Annotated in this window: 18 protein-coding genes and 3 pseudogenes; 18 read left to right on the forward strand and 3 right to left on the reverse strand. The window is 53.8% G+C overall.

Going from position 1 to position 24,610, the window contains the following annotated elements; translation table 11 throughout:
• The 6 genes and pseudogenes from GZ1_RS13470 to GZ1_RS13495 all read left to right on the forward strand — a co-directional run.
• A pseudogene (locus GZ1_RS13470) lies at positions 1–262 on the forward strand (AAA family ATPase); the annotation flags it as partial.
• A gap of 2 nt (positions 263–264) precedes the next feature.
• On the forward strand, positions 265–696 hold the full coding sequence (locus GZ1_RS13475; RefSeq protein WP_011232737.1) for a hypothetical protein: 432 nt from the start codon (positions 265–267) through the stop codon (positions 694–696).
• Between the two features lie 21 nt (positions 697–717).
• Complete coding sequence (locus GZ1_RS13480) at positions 718–1,095, forward strand: DUF488 domain-containing protein (RefSeq protein ID WP_060788680.1); 378 nt, start codon at positions 718–720, stop codon at positions 1,093–1,095.
• A 3-nt stretch (positions 1,096–1,098) separates the two neighbouring features.
• Entirely contained in the window at positions 1,099–1,587 is a 489-nt protein-coding gene (locus tag GZ1_RS13485; RefSeq protein WP_060788681.1) for a macro domain-containing protein, read from the forward strand.
• 273 nt (positions 1,588–1,860) lie between these two features.
• The gene (locus GZ1_RS13490; RefSeq protein WP_060788687.1) at positions 1,861–2,832 is read left to right on the forward strand and encodes an MTP-1 family protein; all 972 of its coding nucleotides are present in this window, start codon (positions 1,861–1,863) and stop codon (positions 2,830–2,832) included.
• Between the two features lie 380 nt (positions 2,833–3,212).
• Complete coding sequence (locus GZ1_RS13495; RefSeq protein WP_020755177.1) at positions 3,213–3,776, forward strand: Uma2 family endonuclease; 564 nt, start codon at positions 3,213–3,215, stop codon at positions 3,774–3,776.
• 839 nt (positions 3,777–4,615) lie between these two features.
• Here GZ1_RS13495 and GZ1_RS13500 read toward each other — a convergent pair.
• Positions 4,616–7,390, reverse strand: a complete 2,775-nt coding sequence (locus GZ1_RS13500; protein WP_060788682.1) for a DEAD/DEAH box helicase — start codon at positions 7,388–7,390, stop codon at positions 4,616–4,618.
• Positions 7,387–9,030 (reverse strand): hypothetical protein, encoded by a 1,644-nt coding sequence (locus GZ1_RS13505; RefSeq protein ID WP_060788688.1) that lies wholly within the window; start codon positions 9,028–9,030, stop codon positions 7,387–7,389. The genes GZ1_RS13500 and GZ1_RS13505 overlap by 4 nt, the downstream gene beginning before the upstream one ends.
• Positions 9,031–9,246: 216 nt before the next feature.
• Here GZ1_RS13505 and GZ1_RS13510 point away from each other — a divergent pair, with 216 nt between their 5' ends.
• The 3 genes from GZ1_RS13510 (at position 9,247) to GZ1_RS13520 (ending at position 15,293) form a co-directional block, all read left to right on the forward strand.
• Positions 9,247–10,563: an SEC-C domain-containing protein gene (locus tag GZ1_RS13510; RefSeq protein ID WP_060788683.1), complete on the forward strand. Its 1,317-nt coding sequence runs from the start codon at positions 9,247–9,249 to the stop codon at positions 10,561–10,563.
• Between the two features lie 297 nt (positions 10,564–10,860).
• Positions 10,861–13,056: a YecA family protein gene (locus tag GZ1_RS13515; protein ID WP_060788684.1), complete on the forward strand. Its 2,196-nt coding sequence runs from the start codon at positions 10,861–10,863 to the stop codon at positions 13,054–13,056.
• Between the two features lie 902 nt (positions 13,057–13,958).
• Positions 13,959–15,293, forward strand: a complete 1,335-nt coding sequence (locus GZ1_RS13520; protein ID WP_015865238.1) for an SEC-C domain-containing protein — start codon at positions 13,959–13,961, stop codon at positions 15,291–15,293.
• An 86-nt stretch (positions 15,294–15,379) separates the two neighbouring features.
• Here the strand turns inward: GZ1_RS13520 and GZ1_RS13525 are convergent, their stop codons facing one another.
• Entirely contained in the window at positions 15,380–16,090 is a 711-nt protein-coding gene (locus tag GZ1_RS13525) for a plasmid pRiA4b ORF-3 family protein (RefSeq protein WP_011232727.1), read from the reverse strand.
• 120 nt (positions 16,091–16,210) lie between these two features.
• Between GZ1_RS13525 and GZ1_RS19655 the strand changes: the two are divergent.
• The 9 genes and pseudogenes from GZ1_RS19655 to GZ1_RS13565 form a co-directional block, all read left to right on the forward strand.
• Positions 16,211–16,255: pseudogene (locus GZ1_RS19655) on the forward strand (SEC-C metal-binding domain-containing protein); the annotation flags it as partial.
• Between the two features lie 18 nt (positions 16,256–16,273).
• The gene (locus GZ1_RS19420) at positions 16,274–16,450 is read left to right on the forward strand and encodes a hypothetical protein (RefSeq protein ID WP_014195142.1); all 177 of its coding nucleotides are present in this window, start codon (positions 16,274–16,276) and stop codon (positions 16,448–16,450) included.
• Positions 16,451–16,859: 409 nt separating this feature from the next.
• Positions 16,860–18,206: an N-acetylmuramoyl-L-alanine amidase family protein gene (locus GZ1_RS13535; RefSeq protein WP_050572294.1), complete on the forward strand. Its 1,347-nt coding sequence runs from the start codon at positions 16,860–16,862 to the stop codon at positions 18,204–18,206.
• 225 nt (positions 18,207–18,431) lie between these two features.
• On the forward strand, positions 18,432–19,787 hold the full coding sequence (locus GZ1_RS13540) for a UDP-glucose dehydrogenase family protein (protein ID WP_015375951.1): 1,356 nt from the start codon (positions 18,432–18,434) through the stop codon (positions 19,785–19,787).
• A 236-nt stretch (positions 19,788–20,023) separates the two neighbouring features.
• On the forward strand, positions 20,024–21,331 hold the full coding sequence (locus GZ1_RS13545) for a helix-turn-helix domain-containing protein (protein ID WP_015375950.1): 1,308 nt from the start codon (positions 20,024–20,026) through the stop codon (positions 21,329–21,331).
• Between the two features lie 156 nt (positions 21,332–21,487).
• A complete protein-coding gene (locus tag GZ1_RS13550; protein ID WP_060788685.1) occupies positions 21,488–22,717 on the forward strand; it encodes a Zn-dependent hydrolase in 1,230 nt (409 codons plus the stop codon).
• Positions 22,718–22,750: 33 nt separating this feature from the next.
• The gene (locus tag GZ1_RS13555; protein ID WP_060788686.1) at positions 22,751–23,935 is read left to right on the forward strand and encodes a M20 family metallopeptidase; all 1,185 of its coding nucleotides are present in this window, start codon (positions 22,751–22,753) and stop codon (positions 23,933–23,935) included.
• 36 nt (positions 23,936–23,971) lie between these two features.
• Entirely contained in the window at positions 23,972–24,172 is a 201-nt protein-coding gene (locus tag GZ1_RS13560; protein WP_011232711.1) for a DUF3311 domain-containing protein, read from the forward strand.
• A pseudogene (locus GZ1_RS13565) lies at positions 24,169–24,444 on the forward strand (sodium:solute symporter family protein); the annotation flags it as partial. The gene GZ1_RS13560 and the pseudogene GZ1_RS13565, both read left to right, overlap by 4 nt.
• Positions 24,445–24,610: the final 166 nt, after the last annotated feature.

Raw genomic sequence — 24,610 nt, forward strand, 5'->3', positions numbered from 1 at the left:
TGCTTTTAATATTTATTTGTACGCTGCCAAAATCGGAAACAAACTGGATCAACGTGTGCATCCAATTGTGGACCGAAAGCTGCGCCTTTCTCCAGAGCGGTTAAAGGCCTACATGCTAGAGAGTGAAGGAGGGAAATTCCATTATCGAAGCATTATTGATAATGAATTACAGTTCATACAGGCCGAAGCGATCGATGAAGCATCATCTGCGATCAACCGCGTACTTGATGAACTCATGGAGGCAGAGGAAGCGGGGGAGTAAACATGGCGGTTGTAGGTTGGGAAAGTTGTTTACACTATTGCGACCGTCGAAAACTAGCAGTTGTTGAGGAAAACGGGAGAGGGGTTCGTTTTGTCAATGAGAGGGAAAAGAGGGTGGCCCTGTACCGTGTAGACGGTTGTTTGATTAAAGAGGGGGTAAAATGCGACTTTTTATTTTTAGTGATCGAAGGAGATCGGGCATTTTTCATCGAACTAAAAGGGTCTGACCTTAAGCAAGCTGTACACCAGATCGCCCGAACAATCGAACAGTTAGGGAAATGGCTGCCTGGATATCGATTCGAAGGGAGAATCGTGACTACCCGTGTGAGAACGCCTGCTTTGAAATCGACTTATTTGATGAAGCTGGAAAAAATGTTGAGGAGAACGGGTGGGACATTAGTGGTAAAAGCCAAGTGGGACGAGGTAAACGTATAGGGCAGGAAAGAGGCGACCGGTATGGGTTATTACAGGCTAAAACGGAGTCATACCCCAATCGGACAGGATGACGGCATCCGCATTCTCGTCGACCGCCTTTGGCCGCGCGGGGTGTCAAAGGCCGAGTCGCGCATCGACCGCTGGATGAAAGAGATTGCCCCGAGTCCAGCGCTGCGGCAATGGTTTGGCCATCGGCCAGAGCGGTTTGCCGAGTTTGCGCGGGCATATGAGCGGGAGTTGGAAACAGAGGAAACGAAGCAGGAGCTTGTGGATGAGCTGTTGTCGCTTTCCGGAGTGGTGACGCTGTTGTATGCAGCAAAAAATGAACGACATAACCATGCCGTTGTCCTTTGTGATTTTTTGCGCAAAATAGCCGAGAGGCGAAGCCAGGAGGGATGAACGGTGATTTCTGCGATGGTCGGCGATTTGACGAAGGTTGAAGGGGTCGAGTACATTTGCAATGCCGCCAACGGCATCGGACCGATGGGCGGCGGGGTGGCAGCGGCGATCCGTCGGGCGGGGGGACGTGTGATCGAGGAGGAAGCGATCCGCGTCTGTCAAGCGCAAGACCCTAAGCCCGGCGATTTGTACGTGACAGGAGCAGGCTCGTTGCCGTTTCGCGGGGTGATTCACTTAGTGACGATGAAGCAACCTGCAGGGGCGACATCGTATGACATCGTCCGGGCGTGTCTCGAGCGGCTTGTCGCGCACTGTCGGGAGCACGGAATCAAGAAGGCGGCGCTGCCAGCGTTAGGGACAGGCGTCGGAAGGCTTGACAAAGAAAACGTGGCGCAGTTGTTTGTCGAGGTGCTTGGTCCGGTCGAGGATGTGGAGTTTGTGGTCGTGGACATTGATCAAGCATTCATCCGTTTTGTCCAACAGCGCCAATAAAGGGAGAAAAAGGGCCTTGACTTCGTCCTGGCCCTTCTTTTTTTGGCAACGAATAACGTGTTTCCTTCTTTCTCATATCATATTATAATAGGAACACACGAATGAATGAGTTTCATTGACTTCCTGATCCGGCGACGGGGGGTGGCATCATCGTTGGTGTCCGAATGACGAAGCCGGTGTAAAAGGGAGTGGGGTTTCCTGTTCGAACCGCGACCAGGAAAAACGGCCAAAACGCTTATGCAAGCGTTTTGGGCGCCATCCGGAGGGATGATTATGTTGTTTCAATCGCCAACATTAAAGACATGTCAAGTATTAGTCGATGAATTCCGCCTGGCCCCACAGCCGTTTGAGCCGGAAAAGCTTCGCTTTGCGGGTGTCGGGGACCGGGACGTTTATAATATTTCCGCACCGTTTGTGGATGAAGGAGAATGGGTGATCGCTGGGCGCGTCGAGGCGCGCGACAGCGAGCAATCGGAAGTGTACTTTTTCGTCGAGCGCGACGGCGTCTGGGTTCCTCGTGAAGGGGCGCCGGTGTTCGCCTTGCAGGATCCGTTTGTGGCGCGCATTCACGGTCAGTTGGTGTTCGGCGGCGTGGAGACGTTTCCGCATCCGGTGTTTGTTGGCGAGCATAGCTGGCGGACGGTCTTTTACCGCGGACCGAACATTCGCCGCTTAGAAAAGTTCGCCGAAGGGCCGGATGGGATGAAAGACATTCGCCTTGTCGAGCTGAAAGATGGGTCGATCGGCGTGTTCACCCGGCCGCAAGGGGAAAAAGGCGGCCGCGGGAAAATCGGGTTCACCCGCATTTTCTCGCTCGATGAGTTGACGCCGGACGTGATCGAGGCCGCGCCGATTTTGGACGCCCAATTTACGGATGAAGAATGGGGCGGCGTGAACGAGGCGCATTTGCTGGCGAACGGGCTTGTTGGGGCGCTCGGCCATATCGCTTGCTTTGACGAGCACGGCAACCGCCATTACTACCCGATGGTGTTCGTGTTGAACCCGGAGACGATGGAGCGCTCAGAGCTGGAATTGCTTGCGCTTCGCTCCCACTTTTTAGACGGACCGGCGAAACGGCCGGATTTGGCGAACGTCGTTTTCAGCGGCGGACTCATCCGCAAAGGCGACGGCACGGCTGAGCTGTACGCCGGCGTCGGCGATGCCGAGGCGCAAAAAATTTCCCTGATCGACCCGTTTGCGAAATACGAAGCGCAAGAGCTTGATCGGATGTATGCTTCCGTTTAGGGAAAGGATCGGTGCGACAAACCTTCTCTATGAATGGGGAAGGTTGGCGGCCGGTCCTTTTTCACATTTGGCCGGCCATGTTTCTTGCCTTGTGCGAAGGGCTTCGGTTTGACATAAACGTGACTTGTTTGCGCGATAGACCATAATAGCCAGCGGCAGTCGGAGCCGCGTTGTTCTCCTAGGAGTCGGTCGGACGAAACCATTTTGGCGGATATGGATCCAAAAAATGTTCATAATGTATAAAACGGAAGATTTTGCATTCATATTCGCTGACTTCAATCCATTGGACGGATTCTTAGGGAAGACCCTTTTCACCTCCCATTGCCCCTTTCGAAGCCATCCAGTATACTGAGAAAAAAGGGAATGGGGAGGGGCCTTCGTTGTCTTTGCCGCTTGCTTCTGGCGTGTCGTATGAGCGCTATTGGGTCCTGCGTGAACAAAGCGATGATCGTTTAGAGTATATTGATCGGGCCGTGTATATGACCCCGTCGCCAAGCGTGCGGCATCAGCTCATCTCGAGCCGGCTTCATTTTCAGTTCAGTTTGTTTTTTCGAGGAAAGCCGTGCGATGTGCTGGCGGCGCCGCTTGATGTGGAGCTTGTTGATGAGCAAACAGGAGAACGACATGTGGTCGTTCCCGACTTGACGGTCATTTGCGGCGAAGAACGGTTGGATGGAACGAAGTATATCGGAGTGCCGCCGCTGATCGTCGAGATTTTAAGTCCGTCGAACCAGGCGCATGATCTTGTCACCAAGTTCAATTTGTACATGGCATGCGGTGTCCATGAATATTGGATCGTCAATCCGATGAAGCAGGCTGTGACGGTGTATGTGCTCAATGAGGAACGGCTGTATGAGCAGGCGGATGTTCAAGTGAAAACGGGAACGGTTCGCTCCGTGTATTTTCCGGGGCTTGCAATCGACATGGCCGAATTGTTTCATTGACAAGATGCCGAGAGGACTGCTTGAAAGCGAACAGCGTGGGATCAATCCCACGCTGTTTTCGTGAAAATGCAGGACTGGCGCGTGATTTTCATCCCCGGGTGGAGGACAAAGCGTGCTGCCCATGAACCTTTCCGTGAAAATGCGCGTGCCTTGATGATTCATGTTCATGCCCGGGTGAAGGGCAAAACGTTGCCCATGAGATGTTTCGATGAACACACGTGCCTGGATGATCCTTTTCATGGCTGGACAAAGAACAACACTTGTTGGTCAACTACCCCCACTTAGCTAACGCTTGAAGTGGGGGCTTGCAACTCCCCAGAAGTGCAAACGGACTTCGTCCTCCTTCCTTGACTTGGGGTTGCATCAGGGGGCAGGTTGACGACTACCCAACGACGCAGGTCATGCCTGCATCGTTACCGATTCTCTCGGTGTGTCTGTTGGCAGTACTTGGCTTCCACACACAACAGACGGACCTACGCTCGATGTTTTACGGTTACAACGTTTCCTGTAACCAACTCCATACATCGAGTAGCAGTTATTGGAGTGCCTTTATTGAACGGTTTTCTCCACGCCTTTATTCTATCATACACAAAAGAAAGGGGGAACGCGCATTCCTCTCCCACTTACTCCCTTTGGTCGTTGAAGTGGGAGTCTCCTGCGCGAAATAGGATGAAGTTTTTTCTGTGTCCAACAGGATGTTCATCGCCTGCGTGCTGTCCTTTACGGTTGTTTTTGACGCTTTTCCCGCTCCTTCATTTTCTCTTCCATCCGCTTCAGCAGCTTTTCCCACGGGTTTTCCGCCGTTTTTTTCTTGCGCTTTCGTTTTTCTTCCGCCATGCTCAAGCGCCTCCTTTCGCTGCGGCCGATAAGGCGAGCAAGTCGCGCAGTTCGTCATCGGACAGTTCGGTGATCCATGCCTCGCCTTCGGTGATGATGTCGGCGAGCGCTTGTTTTTGTTCGAGCATCTCGTCGATTTTTTCTTCGATTGTCCCGACGGTGATCAATTTATGGACGTGGACGAATTTCGTCTGTCCGATGCGGTAGGCGCGGTCGGTCGCCTGGTTTTCCACCGCCGGGTTCCACCAACGGTCGAAATGGATGACGTGGTTGGCCGCTGTTAAGTTGAGCCCAGTGCCGCCTGCTTTGAGCGACAAAAGGAAAATCGGCGCTTTTCGTGCTTGAAACTCCTCGACCATTCGATCGCGCGTTTGTTTCGGGACGCCTCCGTGCAAAAACAACACCCGCTCATCAAACAGGTCGGAAAGCAGCTGCTGGATCATCTCGCCCATTCGCACATATTGCGTGAAGATGAGGCACGATTCGTCGTTGGCGCGAATTTGCTCGATCAGTTCGATGAGCTTTTCGAGTTTGTGCGACCGTTCGACGAGCTGGCGGGGTCGGCGTTCTTTCAAATACAGCGCCGGATGGTCGCAAATTTGCTTAACACCGTTTAGCATTTGCAAAATCAAGCCGCGCCGCGCAAACGGACTGGCTTCCTTTGCCCGTTCGAGTGTGTCGTTGACGAGCTGCTCGTACAAGGCAGCCTGTTCGGCCGTGAGCGGGCAATATTCTTTTTGTTCAAGCTTATCCGGCAAGTTGAGCGCAACCGCTTCATCCGTTTTCGTCCGCCGCAAGAGAAATGGGCGGATGAGCGCCTGCAGCGCCGCTTTTTTGCGGGCATCTCCTTCTTTTTCGATCGGTCCGGCAAATCGGCGTTCAAACTCGGCCGCACTGCCGAGGTAGCCCGGGTTGAGGAAGTGGAAGATGCTCCAAAGTTCGCCGAGACGGTTTTCAACCGGCGTGCCGGATAAGGCAATTTTATGTTTTCCGCTCAAGCGGCGGATGGCGCGCGCTTGTTTTGTTTGCGCATTTTTGATGTTTTGCGCTTCATCAAGGCAAATCGCATGCCAATGAATCTGTTTTAAATCGTCTTGGTCCAAATGAGCAAGGTTGTAAGACGTAATGACGAGATCGGCCTCGCCTGCCGTTTGCACGAACGCATCGTTTTTCGCCCGGTTCGGTCCATGGTGCACGTAGACGCGCAAGTCTGGGGTGAAGCGGGCGCATTCCTTTTGCCAGTTGCCGATCACGCTGGTCGGGCAGATGAGCAAGGCCGGCGTGTCCGGCCGCTCCATTTCTTTTACATAGGTCAAATAGGCGAGCAGTTGCACCGTTTTGCCAAGCCCCATGTCATCGGCCAAGCAGGCGCCAAAGCCGAATCGGCGCAAAAAGACGAGCCAGTCGACGCCGCGCTGCTGATACGGGCGGAGCGTGCCGTGAAAAGACGGCGGCACATTCGCTTTCGGCAATCCATCAAGCTGCTGGAGCTGGCGGATAAACGCCCGGAATTGGTCGTGGACGTCAATGTGGATCGGGATCGATTCGTCCGCTGCCTCTTCGCGCTCCTCTGCTTCCGAAAGCAGCGTTTGCGCCACGATGTCGTGGATCGGCACGCCTTCTTTTTTCGCCTTTTCCATGAGCGCCTGTGCGCGGCGGACAAGGGCGGGATCGAGAATGAGCCATTGGCCGCGCAGGCGGATGAGGCGCCGCTTTTGTTCCGCCAAAGCGGCAAACTCCTCTTCTGTCAGCTCAATCCCGTTGGTCGCCACCCTCCAGTCAAAGTCCGCGAGGCGCTCAAGGCCGAATAATGATTCCGCGTTGACGGAAGGCGACAGCTTCGCTTTGATCGACAGCTGCGCCTGGCGGATATCGTGCCACCAGTCGGGAAGCAGCAGGCGCACGCCCGCTTCGGTGAGCTTTAAGCTGTCTTCGGACAAAAAACGCCACGCTTGTTCGTCAGACAGTTCATGAAGCAAAGACTCATTTTCATCGCCAAGCCACGGCACGATCACATGAATGCGGCGGATGGCCCGGGAGACCGATGATTCATATGGGCGCCAAGCGCGCGGAATGTCGCTTGCGGGTGCGATGACGCTGTCGTCGACGGCGATTAGCACCGCTTCAAGCGTCCATACGTCGCCTTCCTCGGACGGCTCGACGAGGCGAAGCCCGACCGTAAACGGCGGCCGGTCGCCGAGCCAGCCGATTTGTTCCAGCCAATCGTCTTCCGTTCCGATCCATTGGCCGCTGGGGGAGGCGATTAATGGATAAGTGCGAACGATTTCGCCCCAAATGCCGCGAAGTTCCGGGTCGCGTGAGAGCCAGTCGGCGACCGCAAGCGACCGCCATGTGGCGACGAACGGATCGGGATCGTCATCCGCGCCGCGCCAGCGGGTGCGACCCGCTTCGCTCCATGCGCCGCCTGTGCTTTTCCACAAGGAAGCATCTGGAAGGAAGCGGCGTTCGCGCAAACCGTTCCAAATATGCTTCGCCCACTCTTCCAATCGGGCGGTGAACTCGTCTGCCCATTCAATGGCGGAAAAGCGTGAGTGCGGACGCAAAGCGAACAGTGTGAGCGCCTGCCACGGCGACAGCCGCACGATCCCGTTTTCACCGTCATGGTCGATATCGAGCAAGGTGCCGTAAAACGTCTCTTCGTGCCAAGCGAACAAAGTCGACGCCCATGACGAGACAGGCGTGGAGCTTGAGAGTTCGAAGCATTGATCTTCTTCGTCCCACTTGCACGAAAGCCGAATCGTCTGCAACACGTTCATGAGAGCAATTTTCCTTTCTTCAATTCTTCATGAAACGCGCGCATGCGCGCCGTTTTGGCGAGCAGTTGCTCGAGATAGGCTTCCCATTGGTCGAGCCGCTTCATCGAACGGTAGTGGGTCCGCAGCGTTTTCAAATGGCGGACCGCCCTTTGGTAGCTCGCCCGGTTTTTTTCTTCCAGCCGCCTCATCACGGCCCGATGATATAACGGCATCACGAGTTCTGGATTGCGCGCTTGCAATGTTTTAAGCAGCTGTGGATGCAATTCATCGGCGGTGATGTTCGCCCATAAGAATAGGTCCACGACTTCCCGGTAGCGTCCTTGCCGATACAAAAAGTTGGTGTACTCGTTGACGCTGTACGGAAGGCTTCGCTGCAAAAAATCTTCCCATGCATCCGGTCGGTTTCGTTGGCGGGCATACATTTCAAACAAATGAACCGCTTCGTCCAAAAAACTTCCCCGGGCGAGGTCGGACATGTGGGAAAGATAAAGCGGCCAATCGTCCTTCGCTTTTTCCCAAACGGATTCAAACCGCTTGACGAGGCCGTTGGTGATGAATCGCCCGATCCATTCAATCAAAAACAAGCCTGCCTGATCGGGGAACGCGCGGTAAAGCGCCATCGCTTCGTCGTCTTCGCCAAGCAAAAAGGAAAGATGAGCCGCCGCCATAGCGGCGCGGATGTCGTCTCGGTCTTTGGCGAGCCGAAGGAGTTCGGCTCGTTCCTCTTGCCGCCATGTGGGCTTGGTGAACAGCGATTCCCACGCGGTTGTGTAAAAGTCATAGCCGAATGATGACAGTCCTCCGTCCAAAAACAGTACATCACGAACATACGGAATCGTCTGTTCAATCAACGCGTTGAGCGACCGCGGCAGCGATTGAGTAGACAATTTTTCCAAGGCGTCAAAGGCGCGGTCGGCGACATAGTTGACGTCCTGCTGCCAGGAAAACTGTCCGTAAGAGGCGAATACGACGTCGTTCCACCCTTGCGCCTCCCCGTACTGCCGAAGCTTTTCCAACAAAAAGAGGGCGGCATGAAGCTCCCGCAACGGACGGGCGCCAGCTTGCTTCCCTTCGTTTTTGCCAAGTTTCGGGAGCAGCTGGAAGGCTAAACGGTACGGCCAGTTTTGGCCGTTTTGATGGCGGGAGAAAAAGTCTTCATACTGTTTCTCGAACTGGCCCCGCCAATCTTCAACCGTTTCATTGGCTGTGATCGAAAGGCCTGCCGTTTTCCCCGCGCGTTTTGGAGCAGGCGTTTTTGGTTCATGGACAGCGGATTCTTTCCACAACGCGCCGATTTGCCCTTTTTTCCAAAGGCGGAACAGCTCACCGCTGTCGAACACATTGCCGTATACGTAAAAAAACAGCGCCAAAATATGCGGACATAGCCCGTCCGTCCCGCATGGGCAGCGATGGCGGCGGGTGATGTTGGCCAAATCAAGCATGACATCATGGGGGGTGATGTCGGAAACGACCCCTTCCACTTCGTGGCTGTTGATCACCATGACGTTATAGACCAACCCGTTTCTTGATAAGTCGCGCCCTTTTTGAATGAGATTGTGGAAAATAGGAAACGGCAATTCTTTCACCAATTCTTCTGCCGCTTGCCGCAAAAGCGGTTTGGAGATCGTGGTCTGCAACATGTCGGTCCGTCCTTTCCGATCCATTCCTTATCATCCTATTATAGCATGTGACAGCGTGTCGAAAAAAGAGGGGCAATGTGACAAAACGCGTCTGTTCTCGAGCCGGCATGAAAGGACATTGCGAGCTTTTGAACGTGTACGCGTTTTGATAGAAAGAAAGCTGGTGATGGTTGAACGTCTATCGATGATGGTATAATAGGAATAGAAAAAGTCCAAATGGAAAAGAAAGCAGGTGCATCGAATATGGCGGAAACGCCGCGGAACGCGTTATGCCCGTGCGGAAGCGGGAAAAAGTACAAGCATTGTTGCGGAAAAAAAGAGGCGGTTTCGATTTCGTCATTGATTGACCGCGAGTTGATCGAATGCATGAATGATATGCGTCAGTTTGTTTTACAGCGGTATGAGAGGGAGGCGGAAGAGCTTTTAGACCAGTTCCCGCTTGATGAGATGCCGGAGGAACTCGAGCTTGGCGTGCAGATCATGGCGGTGAACTGGATGTTGTTTTGTTGGCCGCTTGATGAAACAGGACAAACGATCTTTTCTGCTTACCGGAAAAGCCGTCATTGGGAGCGGTGGCGCCCGTCCGTTCAGGCTCACATCGAGAGGTGGGAAGGAGCCGTTCCGTCGCTTGGCGAGTTCATCGGCTATGATGACGACAATCGCCCCGTTGTCCGGGATTTGTTGACGGGAGGGGAAAAGATCGTTCATTTATTGGCTTCCCATCAATGGCCGAGCGTGATCGAAACAGGAGATGTGGTGTTCGGCTTCCTTGTGCCGTACCAAGACGTGTTCACGTGTTTCACAGCGGTGTTTCCGCTCCCGGCGTCAGGGAAAGATCGATTGCTTCGGGCGATTCAACAAGAAGGGGAGTGGAGCGGTCAGCCATCGGCTTTATGGATGCGCGATCGGTTCGTCGCTGTGCTTTCCGATGTGCTCTTGGAGTGGCTTTGGCAGTTCGCCAAACAGTTCAAATGGGATGATCCGAAACAAGCGGCCGTCATTCGCGAGCTCGATGAAAACGAGCTGGAGGCGCCAGCGGCGCTGCTCAATCAAGCGTTCGCCATATGGGCGATCTATTGCGGAAAAACATCCCGCCTCCCTTATTCGGTCCCCGTCTACGCGGCGGCGCTCCGCTATGTGGCTGGGCATTTGATGAAGGCGGAAGGATCGGAGGTGGAAGACATCGCCGATCGGTATGACGTGATGCCAGAAGATGTGCGATCGGCGGCGTTGGATTTTTTCCTGATGGCTGTTGATGATGAAGACGACGAGGAATGGCTCGATGACTGGGAGGAAGACTGGTTCGAAGAGGAAGGGGATGAGCTTGATGCGCGCATCAATGAATGGATCGATGACATCGATCTGATGTTGATGCGTGAAGGATGGAACGAGAAGCGAGTCAACCGTCATATTGACCGCGCCATCCGTTCGTGGCGGAATGAGGGCCTGCTCGAGGAAGTGAATGAAAAAGAATTGCGTAAAGAACTCCGCGATGTAGCGTGGGAGATCTTCACCGATCGGGGATTCATCTAGAAGCTGGCAGAAAAACGGGCGCTGCGCGCAAGTCAGCGGCATTTCGTCAGAAAGGAAAGCCGGTTCCACAAGGGCTCTCTCATTCAACCATCATGGAGCTCAACCCAAGCTCTCTATAAGCAGAAACAGGGAATGGAATACGTTCCATTCGTGAAACTCCAAAAAAAGCGGCGGGGAACGATCCGTTTTGACCGAATCCATAATGGATTGGGAAAAATGGCTTTGTGCGCAATTCCGACCGTTTTTAATATCTTGGTCGCCGTTTTGGAAAGGAAAGATTAGAAGGGAGGATTTTGCATGGCAATCGGCCGAAATGACCCGTGCCCGTGCGGAAGCGGGAAAAAGTATAAGAAGTGCTGCATGAACAAACAGCAGGAGCGTGAAATCAAGCGGGTGCGGCAGCGCCGCTTTTTTGACCAAAAATATGAGCTGTCGCAAATGGTGCAGCGGTTTTTGGATGAATCGCTGTCTTATGATGAACGCGAAGCGGTCAACCGTACATTTCGCCGAATGATCGAACAAAAGGATCATCGTGAAGAGTTGAAGGTGTTTGAGACGCTTTGGCGTTTTTTCCTCCATCGTTATCCGAATGGATTGCGCGGCGTTGAATGGTTTCAACAGGAAAAAGGGCGTCGTCTGTCTCCGGAGCTCAAGGAAATGTTGGACCGCTGGGTTCGACTTGTGCCGCGCCTTGTGCAATTTGTCGATTTGCATGATGAAGGAGGAGTGGCGGTCGACCGGTTGACGGGCGAGAAACTTCTCATGCCGTATTGCGAGACATTGGAGGTTGTGCGCCCTTGGGGCGGCATGTTTGCCTTTTTGGAGCCCTTTGACGGCGGCTATTACGTTTGCGGTGTATCATCGATTGTGGATCCGAAGGGCGTGGAACGGGCGGAAGAGAACATTCGCGTCTTGTTGACGCAAACCGATTGGCCGTATGAAAAGGTAGCCGTTGAACATTTTCTCGATATCGTTGATGCAGGCTATCCTCCGAGGGCGGACGATGTGCAAGAGGAGCGCACGCGATGGACGTATGAATACGAATGCCAGGAAGCCGCTGAGGCGATGAGGAAGCTTGCTTCGATCGGACGCGCTCACATTGATCATGACGATGGGGAGAAAGTGGAAGGTTCATGGTGCACCAATGTGTACCATTATGTCGGAGTGATTTCCCCCAAGCCGATTCATGTGTTTGAATTAGGCGGGTCATTATCCGCTCATCGGTCGCGTCTCGTGTTGTCTACCGAGGAGGAAGGGACGGCCGAACAGCTCGTGTCGCTGCTGCAGGCGTTTGGGTATTCCCCAAAAGAACGAAAACGGGGGACAGAAGCCGTTTTGCGCCGAAAAGGGATCGAAAACGTTTCGCTTCATATTGATTCAGACCCAGACTCTCCCCCTTGGGTGGCAACGATGGCCGGATTGGATGTTCAAATGGAAAAAGCCCTTCACACCCCGCTTGAGAAATGGAATGGAAAAACCCCTCACGAAATGGCGCGCGAGGGGCGTGTGCAGGAAGTGGATGAGTGGCTGAAAGAGTATGAATTCCATTTGTTTAACATGCAAGAACGAGCCAATTTGCCGGTGCTCATCGGAGTGAATCCCATTCGCTCCCGTTATGGATTGCCCCCATCTCCGTTTAGCTCATCACATCGTCTTTCGGACTTATGGAAAATGAAATGGATGGGGCCGGAAAGAACCGAGACATTGTTGATCCGCGCGGAATGGGAAGGGATGTATTTTACCGATGACGCATTGGCGTTTTATAACGAAGTCATCGTGAGCGGAGAAAAAGAGGCCAAAGAGGCGTGTTGGGCCGTGGTTTTGCTCGTGTGTGAATATATGACCGGGCGGACGTTTTCATCGTGGGAGGACGTAGGAGAAGAAGACTGGAAACAATGCATCGTCGATCAAATCCCGTCAAGATGGAGTTCGTTTTCATGGGAAGTGGTGAGCCGAGCGCTCGATATGTTGCTTGAGTGGGCCGATTGGCTGGACCGCCGTTATGGAACGAATCATCGAACTGTTGTTTGTGCCGTGCTGGAAGAGGTCAGAAGCGAATTGGAACATTGCTTTGCTTTGCTGGATGAATGGAGGGGCGAGAACGGAAAGGCGGATGAGGAACTGATGGCTTGGCAGCTTGCTCGTTTGTTTGGTTTGCCTATTCCCCTTTCCGTCGGTTTCTCGTTTTTCCGCGTCAAGCGTGTGGAACAGGGGAAGGCGGTGCTGGATTGGCTTGCCCATAACCGAACGGTGACATGGGACATTCCGAAGCGGGCAGAGCCGCATCTGTTGCCGGGCATGTATATCGTCGCCGCGACCGATCGCAACGGCAAGCTGGACGATCTTGCCCGCGTATATCCGCCGTCTTTCTCTCCGTACGTAGAGTCGTGGCTTCAGGCGCTGCAAGAGTGGCCAGACAAGGTGGAGAAAGAACGGGCTGCGTTTCAAGAGCGCCTGCTTGCCTCGTTGTCCCGTTTGCTTCGCCGGCCGTAGGCGTCCCGATGAATGACGGGGCGCTTGTTTCTCTCGGCTCGGCCTCTATGATTCTCCATTATGCAGGCAAGCCCAATGGTAAGAGTCATTCATATTCTATTCTTAGGATTTTGGGCCATCACCATAACGTGTGCTTGAGAAGCAGGGTTTTTCTCGTTTTACCGAGAAACGGATGAGGACGCGAATGATCCAAGAATCCTACACCTTTAGGAGTGCGGAGTGTCAACCGGCGTCAACTACCCCCACTTAGCTAACGCTTGAAGTGGGGGCTTGCAACTCCCCAGAAGTGCGAACGGACTTCGTCCTCCTTCCTTGACTTGGGGTTGCATCAGGGGCAGGTTGACGACTACCCAACGACATAGGTCATGCCTATATCGCTACCGAGTGGCTCGGCATGTCTGTAGGCAGTACTTGACTTCCACGCACAACAGACGGATGTACGCTCGATGTTTTACGGTTGCAACGTTTCCTGCAACCAACTCCCTACATCGAGTAACGGGGATTGGAGTGCCTTGATTCAACGGTTTTCTCCACATTCTTATTCTATCATATACAAAAGAAAGGAGGAAGGGCGATTCCTCCCCGACTTTCGCTCTCGCTTAGAAGTCGGGGTCTCCTCGCCAAAGATGATGAAAATCATGGATTGGCTGATTTCTCCTTGGAGAAGGAAATATGGCATGTTTTGAAAAAGCCAAGGGCACCTTTTGATAAAAAATGGAATGCGAATCGATGTTCTCGACATGAGCGGCGGAAGTCCCAAAGTGCTTGCGATATGTGTTGCTGAAAGCAGTTCCATCACACGTTGATCGTGAATGTCTCCCCAAAGTGTTTAGCTGGCCCGAGCGTTAGCGTAGAGGGGGAGAACGTTCAATGACTATGATACAAAGAAAGTAGGTAGCTATATGGTGAAGGCATCGCGAAACAATCTTTGTCCATGCGGCAGTGGGAAAACGTACAAGCATTGTTGTGGGAAGAAAGAAGCAGTATCGATAGAATCTCTAATTGACCGTGAAGTGGCCAAATGTATGCAAGATGTGTTTTCGTTTGCGTTAGAGCGATATGAGGAAGAGCTTGCTTTCATGATGTCTGGTTCTCCATTTCAAGGGCTTCCTAACGAGCTGGAGACCAGCGCCAATTTATTGCTGACGAACTGGGCGATTTTTCACAGACACGTTGATGACAAAGGGATGACAATTTTTTCAGCCTATATGAGAAGCCGGCGCCGCACGCGATGGCGTCCAGCAGTGCAAACTCATTTGAAGCGATGGGACGAGGCGGTTCCGTCGTTTGACGAGATCATTCATATCGAGGATGAGCGGCGTTTCCTTGTACGCGATCTGTTGACCAGAAAAGAAAAGTACGTCCGTTTTTTGACGCCGGAGGAGCTTCCGTCTGCTAGGGAGGGGGACGTGTTAGTAGGATGCCTCGTTCCGCATGGGGACGAGTGGGCGTACTTCATGAAGGTGCTGCCGATTCCAAAGAGCGGGAAGGATCGGCTTGCGCGGGCGCTTCAAGCGGAATGGAATCCGGATATGAAAACGTGTGAAGTGTTTTTGCGCGAGTCGTTTCCGGAATTGCTTGAAATAGCGGTCCATGAGCTGTTGTGGCAGCTGCTGAGCGAAAAGGACTGGGGGGATCGAGATCAAGATGATGTTTTTCGCGAATTAAAGAAAAAGGAAGAAACAACCTCCTCCCTAGTGCTCAGCGAGGCTGCGTTCCTTTGGCGCGCATATTGCGAAATGGATGAACCGGTCATCAAGAATCCTGCTGTGTATGCGGCTGCACTCCGTTATTTGGCGAGTGAAATGGCTGGAAGAGAATTTGTCAATATGGAAAAGGTTGCGGAACACTACGGCGTTCCTGTAGAGGAAGTGGAAGCCGCTGTGATGGAATTGTTTTTATTTCGCACAGAGTTGCTCGATGATGGAGATGATGAGGGCGAGAATGATGATGAGTGGCTCTTTGACGATGGGGATGACGGTGATGAGATCTGGTTCGACGACGGTGGGATGGAGGATGGCGATGAGCTGGACCGTGCGATTGAGGAATGGCTTGACCAAGTTGAGGAGTTGTTTGATTGCGAGGGCTGGGACGTTGATCAAGTCCATCGCTTGATCGACAAAGCGATCCGAACATGGAAAAAGGACGGGTTGCTTGAAGGAGTCGATGCAGCTGAGTTGCGCAAGGAGCTCGAGGAGCTCGTCTGGGAGACGTTTGCTGAACGGGGATTTTTGTAAGGCGATGGACAAAGCAGGCAACAAAGGACAGATGGGTGCGAAAGAAGGTGCCCTTGAGAGATGACGGATACCTTCTTTCGCATGCGTTACAATCGGATATAGGCCAGCCGCTCGTTCGCTTCCTCGACGTCAAAGGCATCAGGGTCAAAATCTTCGCCTTTCATGTCGTACATCCAGTCTACCAGCTCGCGCAATTCGGGATCGGCAAGAGAGTCTTTTTGCGCCGCCGCTTCCAGCAGCTCCAGGTAGCCATAGACGCCGCCGCAATCCTCGGGAGGGCACGCCCGTTTTCCTTTCAGGCAAGCGGCGCGTTCCAACGGTTTTGGGAGTGTTTCAATCTTTTCAACAGTGACGGTATGGCGCCAGTAGTCGCCAAAATCGTAAATATATAGAAACTTTTGTTTTTCTTCCGTCAGCCATTGCTGTAATGGGATGCGGCGGGCGTCCATCAGTTCTTTTTCCAGCTGAAACGAATCCCAGCCGTCAGGGATGCCGATGAGAACGCTTCCGAAATCGAATTCGTATAAATGGGCTTGTTCCCATCCCATCGCTTCTTGGATGATGAGATGAAGCTCGTGAAATGTCGCATGTCCGGGAACAAGGACGCGCCGCCAAATCGGCGGGCGGATGCCGTTTAATGTGATTTTCAGCTGGTAGGCTGTTTTGGACCGCCGCCGTTTGGAAGGGGGTGCGCTCTTTGGCGCCTCAACCCATCTGCCGTGTGGACGGTCCCGCTCTGTCGGATGGAACATGGCAGACAATTCGTCGATCAGTTTAGCAAGATTGTCGGGGTTCATAGCCCTCGTCTCCTTTCGGATAAACGTTTTGTATAATAGTAGTTTATCCTGTCCATAGTAGAATTTAAACATTATTGATGGAAATATTGAAAAAAGAAAGATGGGAGAGGAGGATGACGCATGTCGATCGGCTGGAATGACCCATGCCCGTGTGGAAGTAGGAAAAAGTATAAGAAGTGCTGCATGAACAAACAGCAGAATCATGAAATCAAACGGGTGCGCCAGCGCCGCTTTTTTGGCCAAAAATATGAGCTGTCGCAAATGGTGCAGCGATTTTTGGATGAATCGCTGTCTTACAACGAACAAGCAGTGGCGAGACGGACGTTTTACCAAAAAATAGAGGGTATGAAGTATTTGTAATATTTTGGATTTTTTGAAACACTTTGGTGCTTGTTCATTCACCGTTTTCCCAATGGAATGCGCGTCATTGAATGGTTCCAGCGCGACAAAGGACACCGTCTCCCGTTGGAGCACGGAGCGCTTTTGGCGCTTCTGCGTGTTTCTTCATGGGGACGGCTTATCCATTCGGACATCGGTTAGAGAAGCGATGGTGGTATGTCGGCCGTAGCTGGATGGTTCGACTGGGTTGCGCGTTGTGGCTGCTGTCGTGTGAAGAGGCATCATGCAGAAAAAGGAGAGCTATTGTCGGTTGATGGATGCCGCCCCGCTAGTTTTGTCGAGCGGTTTTCCCAAGTGACAGACAGGAAATTCCCCGTTGTGCGCGAACGATATAGTAGACAAATTGGAGACAACGGGGGAGGGAATGCGCATGAGGCGAGGAATATGGCTCGCCCTGTTGTTTTGTTTGCTATGGCTGGCTGCGGCTGCTTGGCCGGTGGGGGCGAAAGGGGAAAAGGAAATGGAGGAAACGAAGCGTCTGGCTGTGGTGACGGCGGATCGCGTGAATGTCCGCCAAGGGCCGGGGGTGCCATACCGTCCATTGGCGAACGTTCACCGCGGCGAGGCGTATCGGCTGATCGAGGTCAAGGATGGATGGGTGAACATCGAGTGGAAACCGAATCGAACCGGGTGGATCGCCGCGCGGTACGTCGCGTTGGCAAAAGAGACGGCCATCGTGCAAGAAAACCGACTCCGCCTTCGACAAGAGCCGAGCCGAGATGGGCGAATTATCGGGCATTTGGCGCGGGGAGAAACGGTATGGATCATCAAGGAAGATGGGGAATGGACGGAAGTGATCGCAGACGGTGCGATCGGCTGGGTGTCTTCAGCATACCTCACTGCGGCTCGGGAGTCATCGATTTCGCATCAAACCGGAATCGTCAACGCCAGTTCGCTCAACGTTCGGGCTGAGCCGTCATTGAAGGCAGCGCGCGTCGGACGCCTTGTCCGGGGCGAAGAGGTCGAGATTGTGGAAAAGAAACCGGGATGGTACAAAATTGCCTCCCAAACAGGGCTTGATGGGTGGGTGTCATCCGCATATGTGCAGGTAAAGGGTGGACAAGCTAATGAAAAGGAAGCGGAAGCGCCCCAGTCGGCTGACCGCTCGCTGCTTTCAGCCATCGCGCCTAGCGACTCCCGCCTTTATGTAGACAGCTGGACGCGCGGTCCTGTTCAGGCGCTGGCCGGAAAAACGATCGTTCTTGACGCTGGCCACGGAGGCAAAGACGGCGGTGCGAAAAGTGCCGATGGCGTCAAGGAAAAGGAGTTGACGTTGGAAACGGCGAGGCTTCTAAAAAACAAGCTGCAATCTTACGGCGCCCGCGTCGTGCTGACGCGCTCCAGCGATGAGTATGTGCCGCTGTCCGCGCGCGTGGCGATGGCGCGCCTGTATCAAGCGGATGCGTTTATCAGCCTGCATTATGACAGCGCAGACGACCAACAGGCGAGCGGCATCACCGTTTATTACTACGACCGTTTTGCCGATTACGGCTTAGCGCAATCATTCGAAGACCCGCTTTCCCGATTGGCCGCACTGCCTTTCCGCGGCGTTGCGTTTGGCGACTATTACGTGCTGCGGGAAAACGACAGACCGTCTGTATTGCTTGAGCTCGGCTATGTAAGCAACCGCACAGATGCGGCGACGGTGGCGACAGACGACTATCAGGAAGCAGTGACGACCGCGATTGCGGATGCGGTTCGGCATTATTTTGAATAAGAAATGATCGTGGAGAAATCGTTGATCGGCGGTTTTGTGGTTGATTGGCTGTCAAGAAGCAAATGTCATGTAACCGGGGGTTTGGCTCCTCCCGGTTTTCTTTTGGCCGCAGAGCACAACCGGTGAACTCAGCGGCTAGGCGAAAACAATGAAAATCCCCAGGCGATTCGATATAATGAGAACAAGCGACAATAGCCGCAATGGATCAAAAAGGTGTGAGGAACGATGAAAATCACGATCGCCGGGGCGGGATATGTGGGGCTGGTGACCGCCGCCTGCCTGGCTGATAAAGGGCATGATGTCATATGCGTGGATGTCAATGAGGAAAAAATTCGGCGGTTGAATGAAGGAATCGTCCCCATTTATGAACCGGGGCTCGAACCGCTCATCCAACGGAACAGCGCCCGCCTTCGCTTTACCACAGACGATGCGGAAGCGTATCGATGGGCGGAAGTGATCATGGTCGCGGTCGGCACCCCGCCGCTGCCGGATGGTTCTGTGCAGCTTGACGCCGTTTGGAAGGCGCTCGGCCGCATTGCGATGGCGGTGGAGCGCGACTGTTTGGTGGCGATCAAATCGACGGTTCCGGTCGGCACAGGGGATGAGGCCGCGCGTTTTGTAGCAGAAAATGGACGCTCTGGGGTGCGCATCGACATTGTGTCCAACCCGGAGTTTTTGTCACAAGGAACGGCGGTGCGCGATACGTTGCAGGCGCCGCGCATTGTGTTAGGCGTCGAATCGGAGAGAGCGGAGCGGATGATGAAGGACCTCTACGCCCCGTTTGCGCTCCCGTACGTCGTGACGGACCGGAGAAGCGCCGAGATGATCAAGTACGCGGCCAATGTGTTTTTGGCGTTGAAAATTTCCTACATCAACGAGATCGCCAATGTATGCGAGTTGGTAGGCGCCGACATTCAGGCGGTGGCGGAAGGAATCGGCATGGATCCGCGCATCGGCCGCCGCTTTTTGCGCGCAGGCGTCGGGTATGGAGGCTCATGCCTGCCGAAAGATGCGAGCGCGCTTTATTCGTTGGCGGCTTCTCACGGCTATTCGCTCAAAACGGTATGGGCGGCAATGGACGTCAATGAGAAACAAAAATGGAAGCTTCTTGACAAAGCGCGTCTGCACATTGGGGATTTCCGCAACCGGACGGTCGCCGTGCTTGGCGCCGCATTCAAGCCGGGCACCGATGATGTGCGCGAATCGCCGGCATTGGCGAACATCGAACGGCTCATTGCTGAAGGGGCCGCCGTGCGCGTCTGGGACCCAGCCGCTCTCGAACATGTCGCCCGCCGTTTTGGCGATGCGGTCGTTTGTTGTCAGACGATTGAGGAAGCCATTCGCGGCGCGGATGTTTGTTTCATTTTCACCGAATGGCCGGCTGTGCTGCAATTTGACCTTCACCGCTACAAGACGCTGATGAAAACACCGGTTGTGGTGGATGGGCGGAATTGTTACGACCCGAAGGCGGCAGAAGCCGCCGGCTTAATCTACGAGTCGATCGGGCGGCCGGTGGTGGGTGGAGCGACAGGCGTTTCGCTATACGCACCGGTCGCTACACAAGCAGAAAAAGAGGGGTAAAGAAAGCAGCTGTGCCCCATCTGTTCTCTGGCGATGGTTCGTCCCCAGCGATGGCGGGAGGCGCTGCCTGCTGAAGGAATTGGATGGCATTGCGATGCTGAGGATTGTTCGTTTAGGCGCTTTCTAAAAACGTGGTGATGCATTTTTGTATCTGCAACGAGCCGTTGGGGGAGTTTGAGGAAGAAAGTGAATCGGACGAGGGTGTTGTTTGCCGATAGGACGGGGATAGTGAGGAGGTGTGCTCCATTCGTATTCGATTAGGCATATTTGGTGCGGACGATTCGCTGTCAATTATTCAGGCGGTGGCGCAAGAGTACAAAGAGCTTGTTTGCGTTCCCGTTGTGTATTGGGATGAAAGTGAAGTGATCGATTTGATCCGCCCGCTCGCGTCAGAGGTTGATATGTGGCTGTTTTCCGGACAAGTGCCGTATTCGATCGTCAAGCAGTCCGGTGAGGTCGATGCGCCGCTGTTTTATGTTCCACATATTGGTGCCAGCTTGTACCGCACACTGCTGCAGGCGCACTATACGGAGCAGATTCCGGTCAGCCGACTTAGTTTTGACACGTACGAGCGTCGCGAAATCGAACGGCTGCTGGAAGAGGCGGGCATCGAAGAACCGATTCCATACGTCAAGCATTACGAGGGAGGCATTTCGGCCCAGGAACTGTCCGACTATCATTACACCCTTTGGAAACAAGGGAAAACGGAAGCAGCGGTCACCTGTTTGCGGACAGCCCATCTCGAACTGGAGAAACTCGGGATGCCGGTGTATCGGGTATTGCCTGCCCGCTCGGCGGTGGAAGCGGTCATCCAAACAATCATTCGCACCGGACAGATGCTACAGGCGCAAGATGCGCAAATCGCCGTGCAAATGATTGAAGTCGATGCGATGCAGGCGGCCTCCCCAGAGACATTTTCGACCGATGACATATATCGTCTGGAGATGAAGACAACGGAAAAATTGCTACGGTATGCAAAAAAAGTCCAAGGGTCGCTGAAAAGCGCCGGACCGGGCCGCTATGTCATTTTTACGACAAGGGGCGCATTAAAAGAGATCACCGATGGCTATAAAACGGTCCCCTCGGCCGAGGAGACGGAGCTCCTTTACGACGAAGTCATCGCGTGCGGAATCGGCATCGGCCGAACGGCGTATGAGGCCGAAATTCAGGCTGGGAAGGCGTTTTTGCATGCGAAACAAAGCGGACGGGGTGCGTGGATGGTGGTGTTTGATGATGGAACGATCTCGGGTCCGTTAGGAAAAAGTGTGCACCTCCGCTATTCGCTCGGCGGCGGAGAACTGCGGCAGCTGGCGGAGCGGACGGGATTAAGCGCCGCGACGCTCTGCAAATTGAAAGCCATATTGCAAAAACGCGGAACCAACGAGATCGAAGCGCATGAGTTGGCTTCTTATATGCGGATTGTGCCGCGCAGCGCCCGCCGGATTTTAAACCAATTGGAGACCGTGGGCCTTGCCGAAGTGGCCGGGGAGACAAACCCGTATCCGCGCGGGCGTCCGCGCAAAGTATACCGCATTTTCTTATAATCGCTCGATCAGCTTCTGCCTTTAGCGCCAGGCAGAAGTTTTTTGTTGTCTTGAAGACATTTTTATTATTTGTATTATTTGAAAATTTACTCTATTTCCATTATAATTAAGGACATATCCGAAAATCATCCGTAATTGGCGTGAGGGGAGGATAGCTTGATTCAAGGGGAACGTCTTTGGCAACGGCTCATGGAACTAGGGGAGGTCGGCAAGAAACCAAGCGGCGGCGTCACGCGCCTCTCGTTCACTGCTGAAGAACGGAGGGCCAAAGATCTCGTCGCTTCCTACATGCGCGAAGCGGGGCTTTTCGTATATGAAGACGCGGCTGGCAACTTGATCGGACGGAAAGAAGGGGCGAATCCGGATGCTCCGGTCGTCCTTGTTGGGTCTCATCTCGATTCGGTTTACAACGGCGGTTGCTTTGATGGACCGCTCGGGGTGTTGGCCGGCGTGGAAGTTGTTCAGGCGATGAACGAGCACGGGGTTGTGACGCACCATCCAATTGAAGTAGTGGCGTTTACGGACGAAGAAGGAGCGCGCTTTCGTTTCGGCATGATCGGCAGCCGCGCGATGGCGGGGACGTTGCCTCCGGAAGCGCTCGAGTGCCGCGACGCGGAAGGGATTTCCCTCGCTGAAGCAATGAAACAGGCGGGGCTTGACCCGGACCGCTTGCCGCAGGCAGCACGAAAACCAGGAACGGTGAAAGCCTATGTCGAACTGCACATCGAACAAGGACGGGTGCTGGAGGAGGCTGGTCTTCCAGTTGGCATCGTCACTGGCATCGCCGGTCTGATTTGGGTGAAATTTACTATCGAAGGAAAGGCAGAACATGCCGGCGCCACGCCGATGTCGTTGCGGCGCGACCCGATGGCGGCGGCTGCCCAGATCATCACAGTGATCGAAGAGGAAGCAAGACGAACAGGGACAACGGTCGGTACTGTAGGACAGTTGCATGTATATCCGGGCGGTATTAATGTCATTCCGGAACGGGTCGAATTTGTGCTCGATTTGCGCGACTTGAAGGCTGAGGTGCGCGATCAAGTATGGAATGCCATAGCCGCGCGGGCAGAGACGATCGCCAAGGAGCGGAACGTTTGCCTCACGACCGAGCGACTGCAAGAAATGGCGCCGGTGTTATGTTCCGAGGTGGTGAAACAGGCCGCGGAAAGAGCGTGCAAGCAGCTCGGGTATCCGCCGTTTTGGCTGCCGAGCGGCGCAGCCCATGACGGCGTACAGTTGGCTCCGATTTGCCCGATCGGGATGATTTTTGTCCGCTCCCAAGACGGGGTGAGCCATAGTCCGGCGGAATGGAGCACGAAAGAAGACTGCGCCGCTGGAGCAGAGGTGCTTTATCATACGGTGTGGCAACTAGCCCAAGGGGAATAACGAAAAAGACAAACGAACAGGGGGAGATTATGGATGACAAAGGAAGAAATCAAACGGCTCGTCGATGAAGTGAAAACGGACGTCATCGCCTGGCGCCGCCACTTGCACGCCCATCCCGAATTGTCGTTTCGGGAAGAGAAAACGGCGCAGTTTGTCTACGAGACGCTGCAATCGTTCGGCGGTCTCGAGATTACCCGCCCGACGAAAACGAGCGTCATGGCGCGCCTTATTGGCCAACAGCCAGGCCGGGTCGTCGCCATTCGCGCCGATATGGACGCGCTGCCGATTCAAGAGGAAAACACGTTTGAATTTGCCTCCAAAACCCCAGGCGTCATGCATGCGTGCGGGCATGACGGCCATACGGCGATGCTGTTGGGGACGGCGAAAATTTTTGCCCAGCTTCGTGATCACATTCATGGCGAGATTCGCTTTTTGTTCCAACACGCGGAAGAACTGTTCCCCGGCGGGGCGGAAGAGATGGTGCAAGCTGGCGTCATGGACGGGGTGGACGTCGTCATCGGCACCCACCTTTGGTCGCCGCTTGAGCGCGGAAAAATCGGCATTGTGTATGGACCGATGATGGCCGCACCCGACCGCTTTTTCATCCGCATCATCGGCAAAGGCGGCCACGGGGCGATGCCGCATCAAACGATCGATGCGATCGCCATCGGGGCGCAAGTCGTGACGAACTTGCAGCACATCGTCTCGCGCTATGTCGATCCGCTCGAGCCGCTTGTTCTGTCCGTGACACAATTTGTGGCGGGTACGGCCCATAATGTCCTGCCAGGGGAAGTCGAAATTCAAGGGACAGTGCGCACGTTCGACGCCGAGCTGCGCCAGACGGTGCCGCAATGGATGGAGCGTATTGTCAAAGGGATCACCGAAGCGCACGGCGCCTCGTATGAGTTTCAATTTGACTATGGCTACCGCCCGGTCATTAACTACGATGAAGTGACCCGCGTCATGGAGGAAACAGCGCGCGAGCTGTTCGGCGAAGAGGCAGTGGCCCGCTTGAAACCGAACATGGGCGGCGAAGATTTTTCGGCGTTCTTGCAAAAAGCGCCCGGCAGCTTTTTCTACGTCGGCGCGGGCAATGTAGAAAAAGGCATCGTTTACCCGCACCACCACCCGCGCTTTACGATTGACGAAGACGCGCTTGAGATTGGCGTGCAAATGTTTGTCGCCGCGACGTTGAAACTGTTGGCGGGGGCGGAATAGCTGTTTTCGCTTGACATATCCAAGGAGGGAGAGAAGATGAAAAGCATCCGTTGGTTAATGATTGTCCCATTTATCGGCATGCTCGGCGGCGTTCCTTTTGTGAATCAAGTGACTCCGTACGTGTTTGGCATGCCGTTGCTTCTCTTTTGGCTGGTCGCTTGGGTGATCGCCACTTCGGTTATCATGGCCATCGTGTATCGTTTTGACCCTGCGGTGAAGGAGGATGAGCAGACATGAACTCGGCCTTAGTGATGATTTTTGCTTTCTTGTTGCTGTCTCTTTATCTAGGAGTGCAGGCGCGAAAAGGAAAAGACATGAATTTGGAGCAATGGACCGTCGGTGGGCGCGGATTTGGCACAGTTTTCGTTTTCCTCCTGATGGCCGGTGAAATTTACACAACGTTCACGTTCCTTGGCGGAAGCGGTTGGGCCTATGGAAAAGGGGGGCCGACGTTTTACATCATTGCCTACGGCTGCCTGGCCTATGTGTTATCGTATTGGATGCTTCCCCCGAGTTCGACAGTTTTGAGGTCATTTTAGGCAAATGGAAATGACCAAAATGCTGTTATATCAAGGGTTTCGTGATGCGGATCCTAGGAAAAAATACCGAATTTCATAGGCACACGATTTATTAATTTTTTCTTTTAAAAATAAATTTTATACGTTATAACTCACA

The sequence above is a fragment of the Geobacillus zalihae NBRC 101842 genome (assembly GCF_001544135.1).
Classification (GTDB): domain Bacteria; phylum Bacillota; class Bacilli; order Bacillales; family Anoxybacillaceae; genus Geobacillus; species Geobacillus zalihae.

Coding starts and splice junctions, on each gene's coding strand:
- GZ1_RS13510 (WP_060788683.1), top strand. CDS start 9,247: ATGGAAAAGAAAGCAGGTGCATCGAATATGGCGGAAACGCCGCGGAAC.
- GZ1_RS13555 (WP_060788686.1), top strand. CDS start 22,751: ATGACAAAGGAAGAAATCAAACGGCTCGTCGATGAAGTGAAAACGGAC.
- GZ1_RS13515 (WP_060788684.1), top strand. CDS start 10,861: ATGGCAATCGGCCGAAATGACCCGTGCCCGTGCGGAAGCGGGAAAAAG.
- GZ1_RS19420 (WP_014195142.1), top strand. CDS start 16,274: ATGAACAAACAGCAGAATCATGAAATCAAACGGGTGCGCCAGCGCCGC.
- GZ1_RS13535 (WP_050572294.1), top strand. CDS start 16,860: ATGAGGCGAGGAATATGGCTCGCCCTGTTGTTTTGTTTGCTATGGCTG.
- GZ1_RS13480 (WP_060788680.1), top strand. CDS start 718: ATGGGTTATTACAGGCTAAAACGGAGTCATACCCCAATCGGACAGGAT.
- GZ1_RS13520 (WP_015865238.1), top strand. CDS start 13,959: ATGGTGAAGGCATCGCGAAACAATCTTTGTCCATGCGGCAGTGGGAAA.
- GZ1_RS13475 (WP_011232737.1), top strand. CDS start 265: ATGGCGGTTGTAGGTTGGGAAAGTTGTTTACACTATTGCGACCGTCGA.
- GZ1_RS13540 (WP_015375951.1), top strand. CDS start 18,432: ATGAAAATCACGATCGCCGGGGCGGGATATGTGGGGCTGGTGACCGCC.
- GZ1_RS13505 (WP_060788688.1), bottom strand. CDS start 9,030: ATGTTGCAGACCACGATCTCCAAACCGCTTTTGCGGCAAGCGGCAGAA.
- GZ1_RS13500 (WP_060788682.1), bottom strand. CDS start 7,390: ATGAACGTGTTGCAGACGATTCGGCTTTCGTGCAAGTGGGACGAAGAA.
- GZ1_RS13525 (WP_011232727.1), bottom strand. CDS start 16,090: ATGAACCCCGACAATCTTGCTAAACTGATCGACGAATTGTCTGCCATG.
- GZ1_RS13490 (WP_060788687.1), top strand. CDS start 1,861: ATGTTGTTTCAATCGCCAACATTAAAGACATGTCAAGTATTAGTCGAT.
- GZ1_RS13560 (WP_011232711.1), top strand. CDS start 23,972: ATGAAAAGCATCCGTTGGTTAATGATTGTCCCATTTATCGGCATGCTC.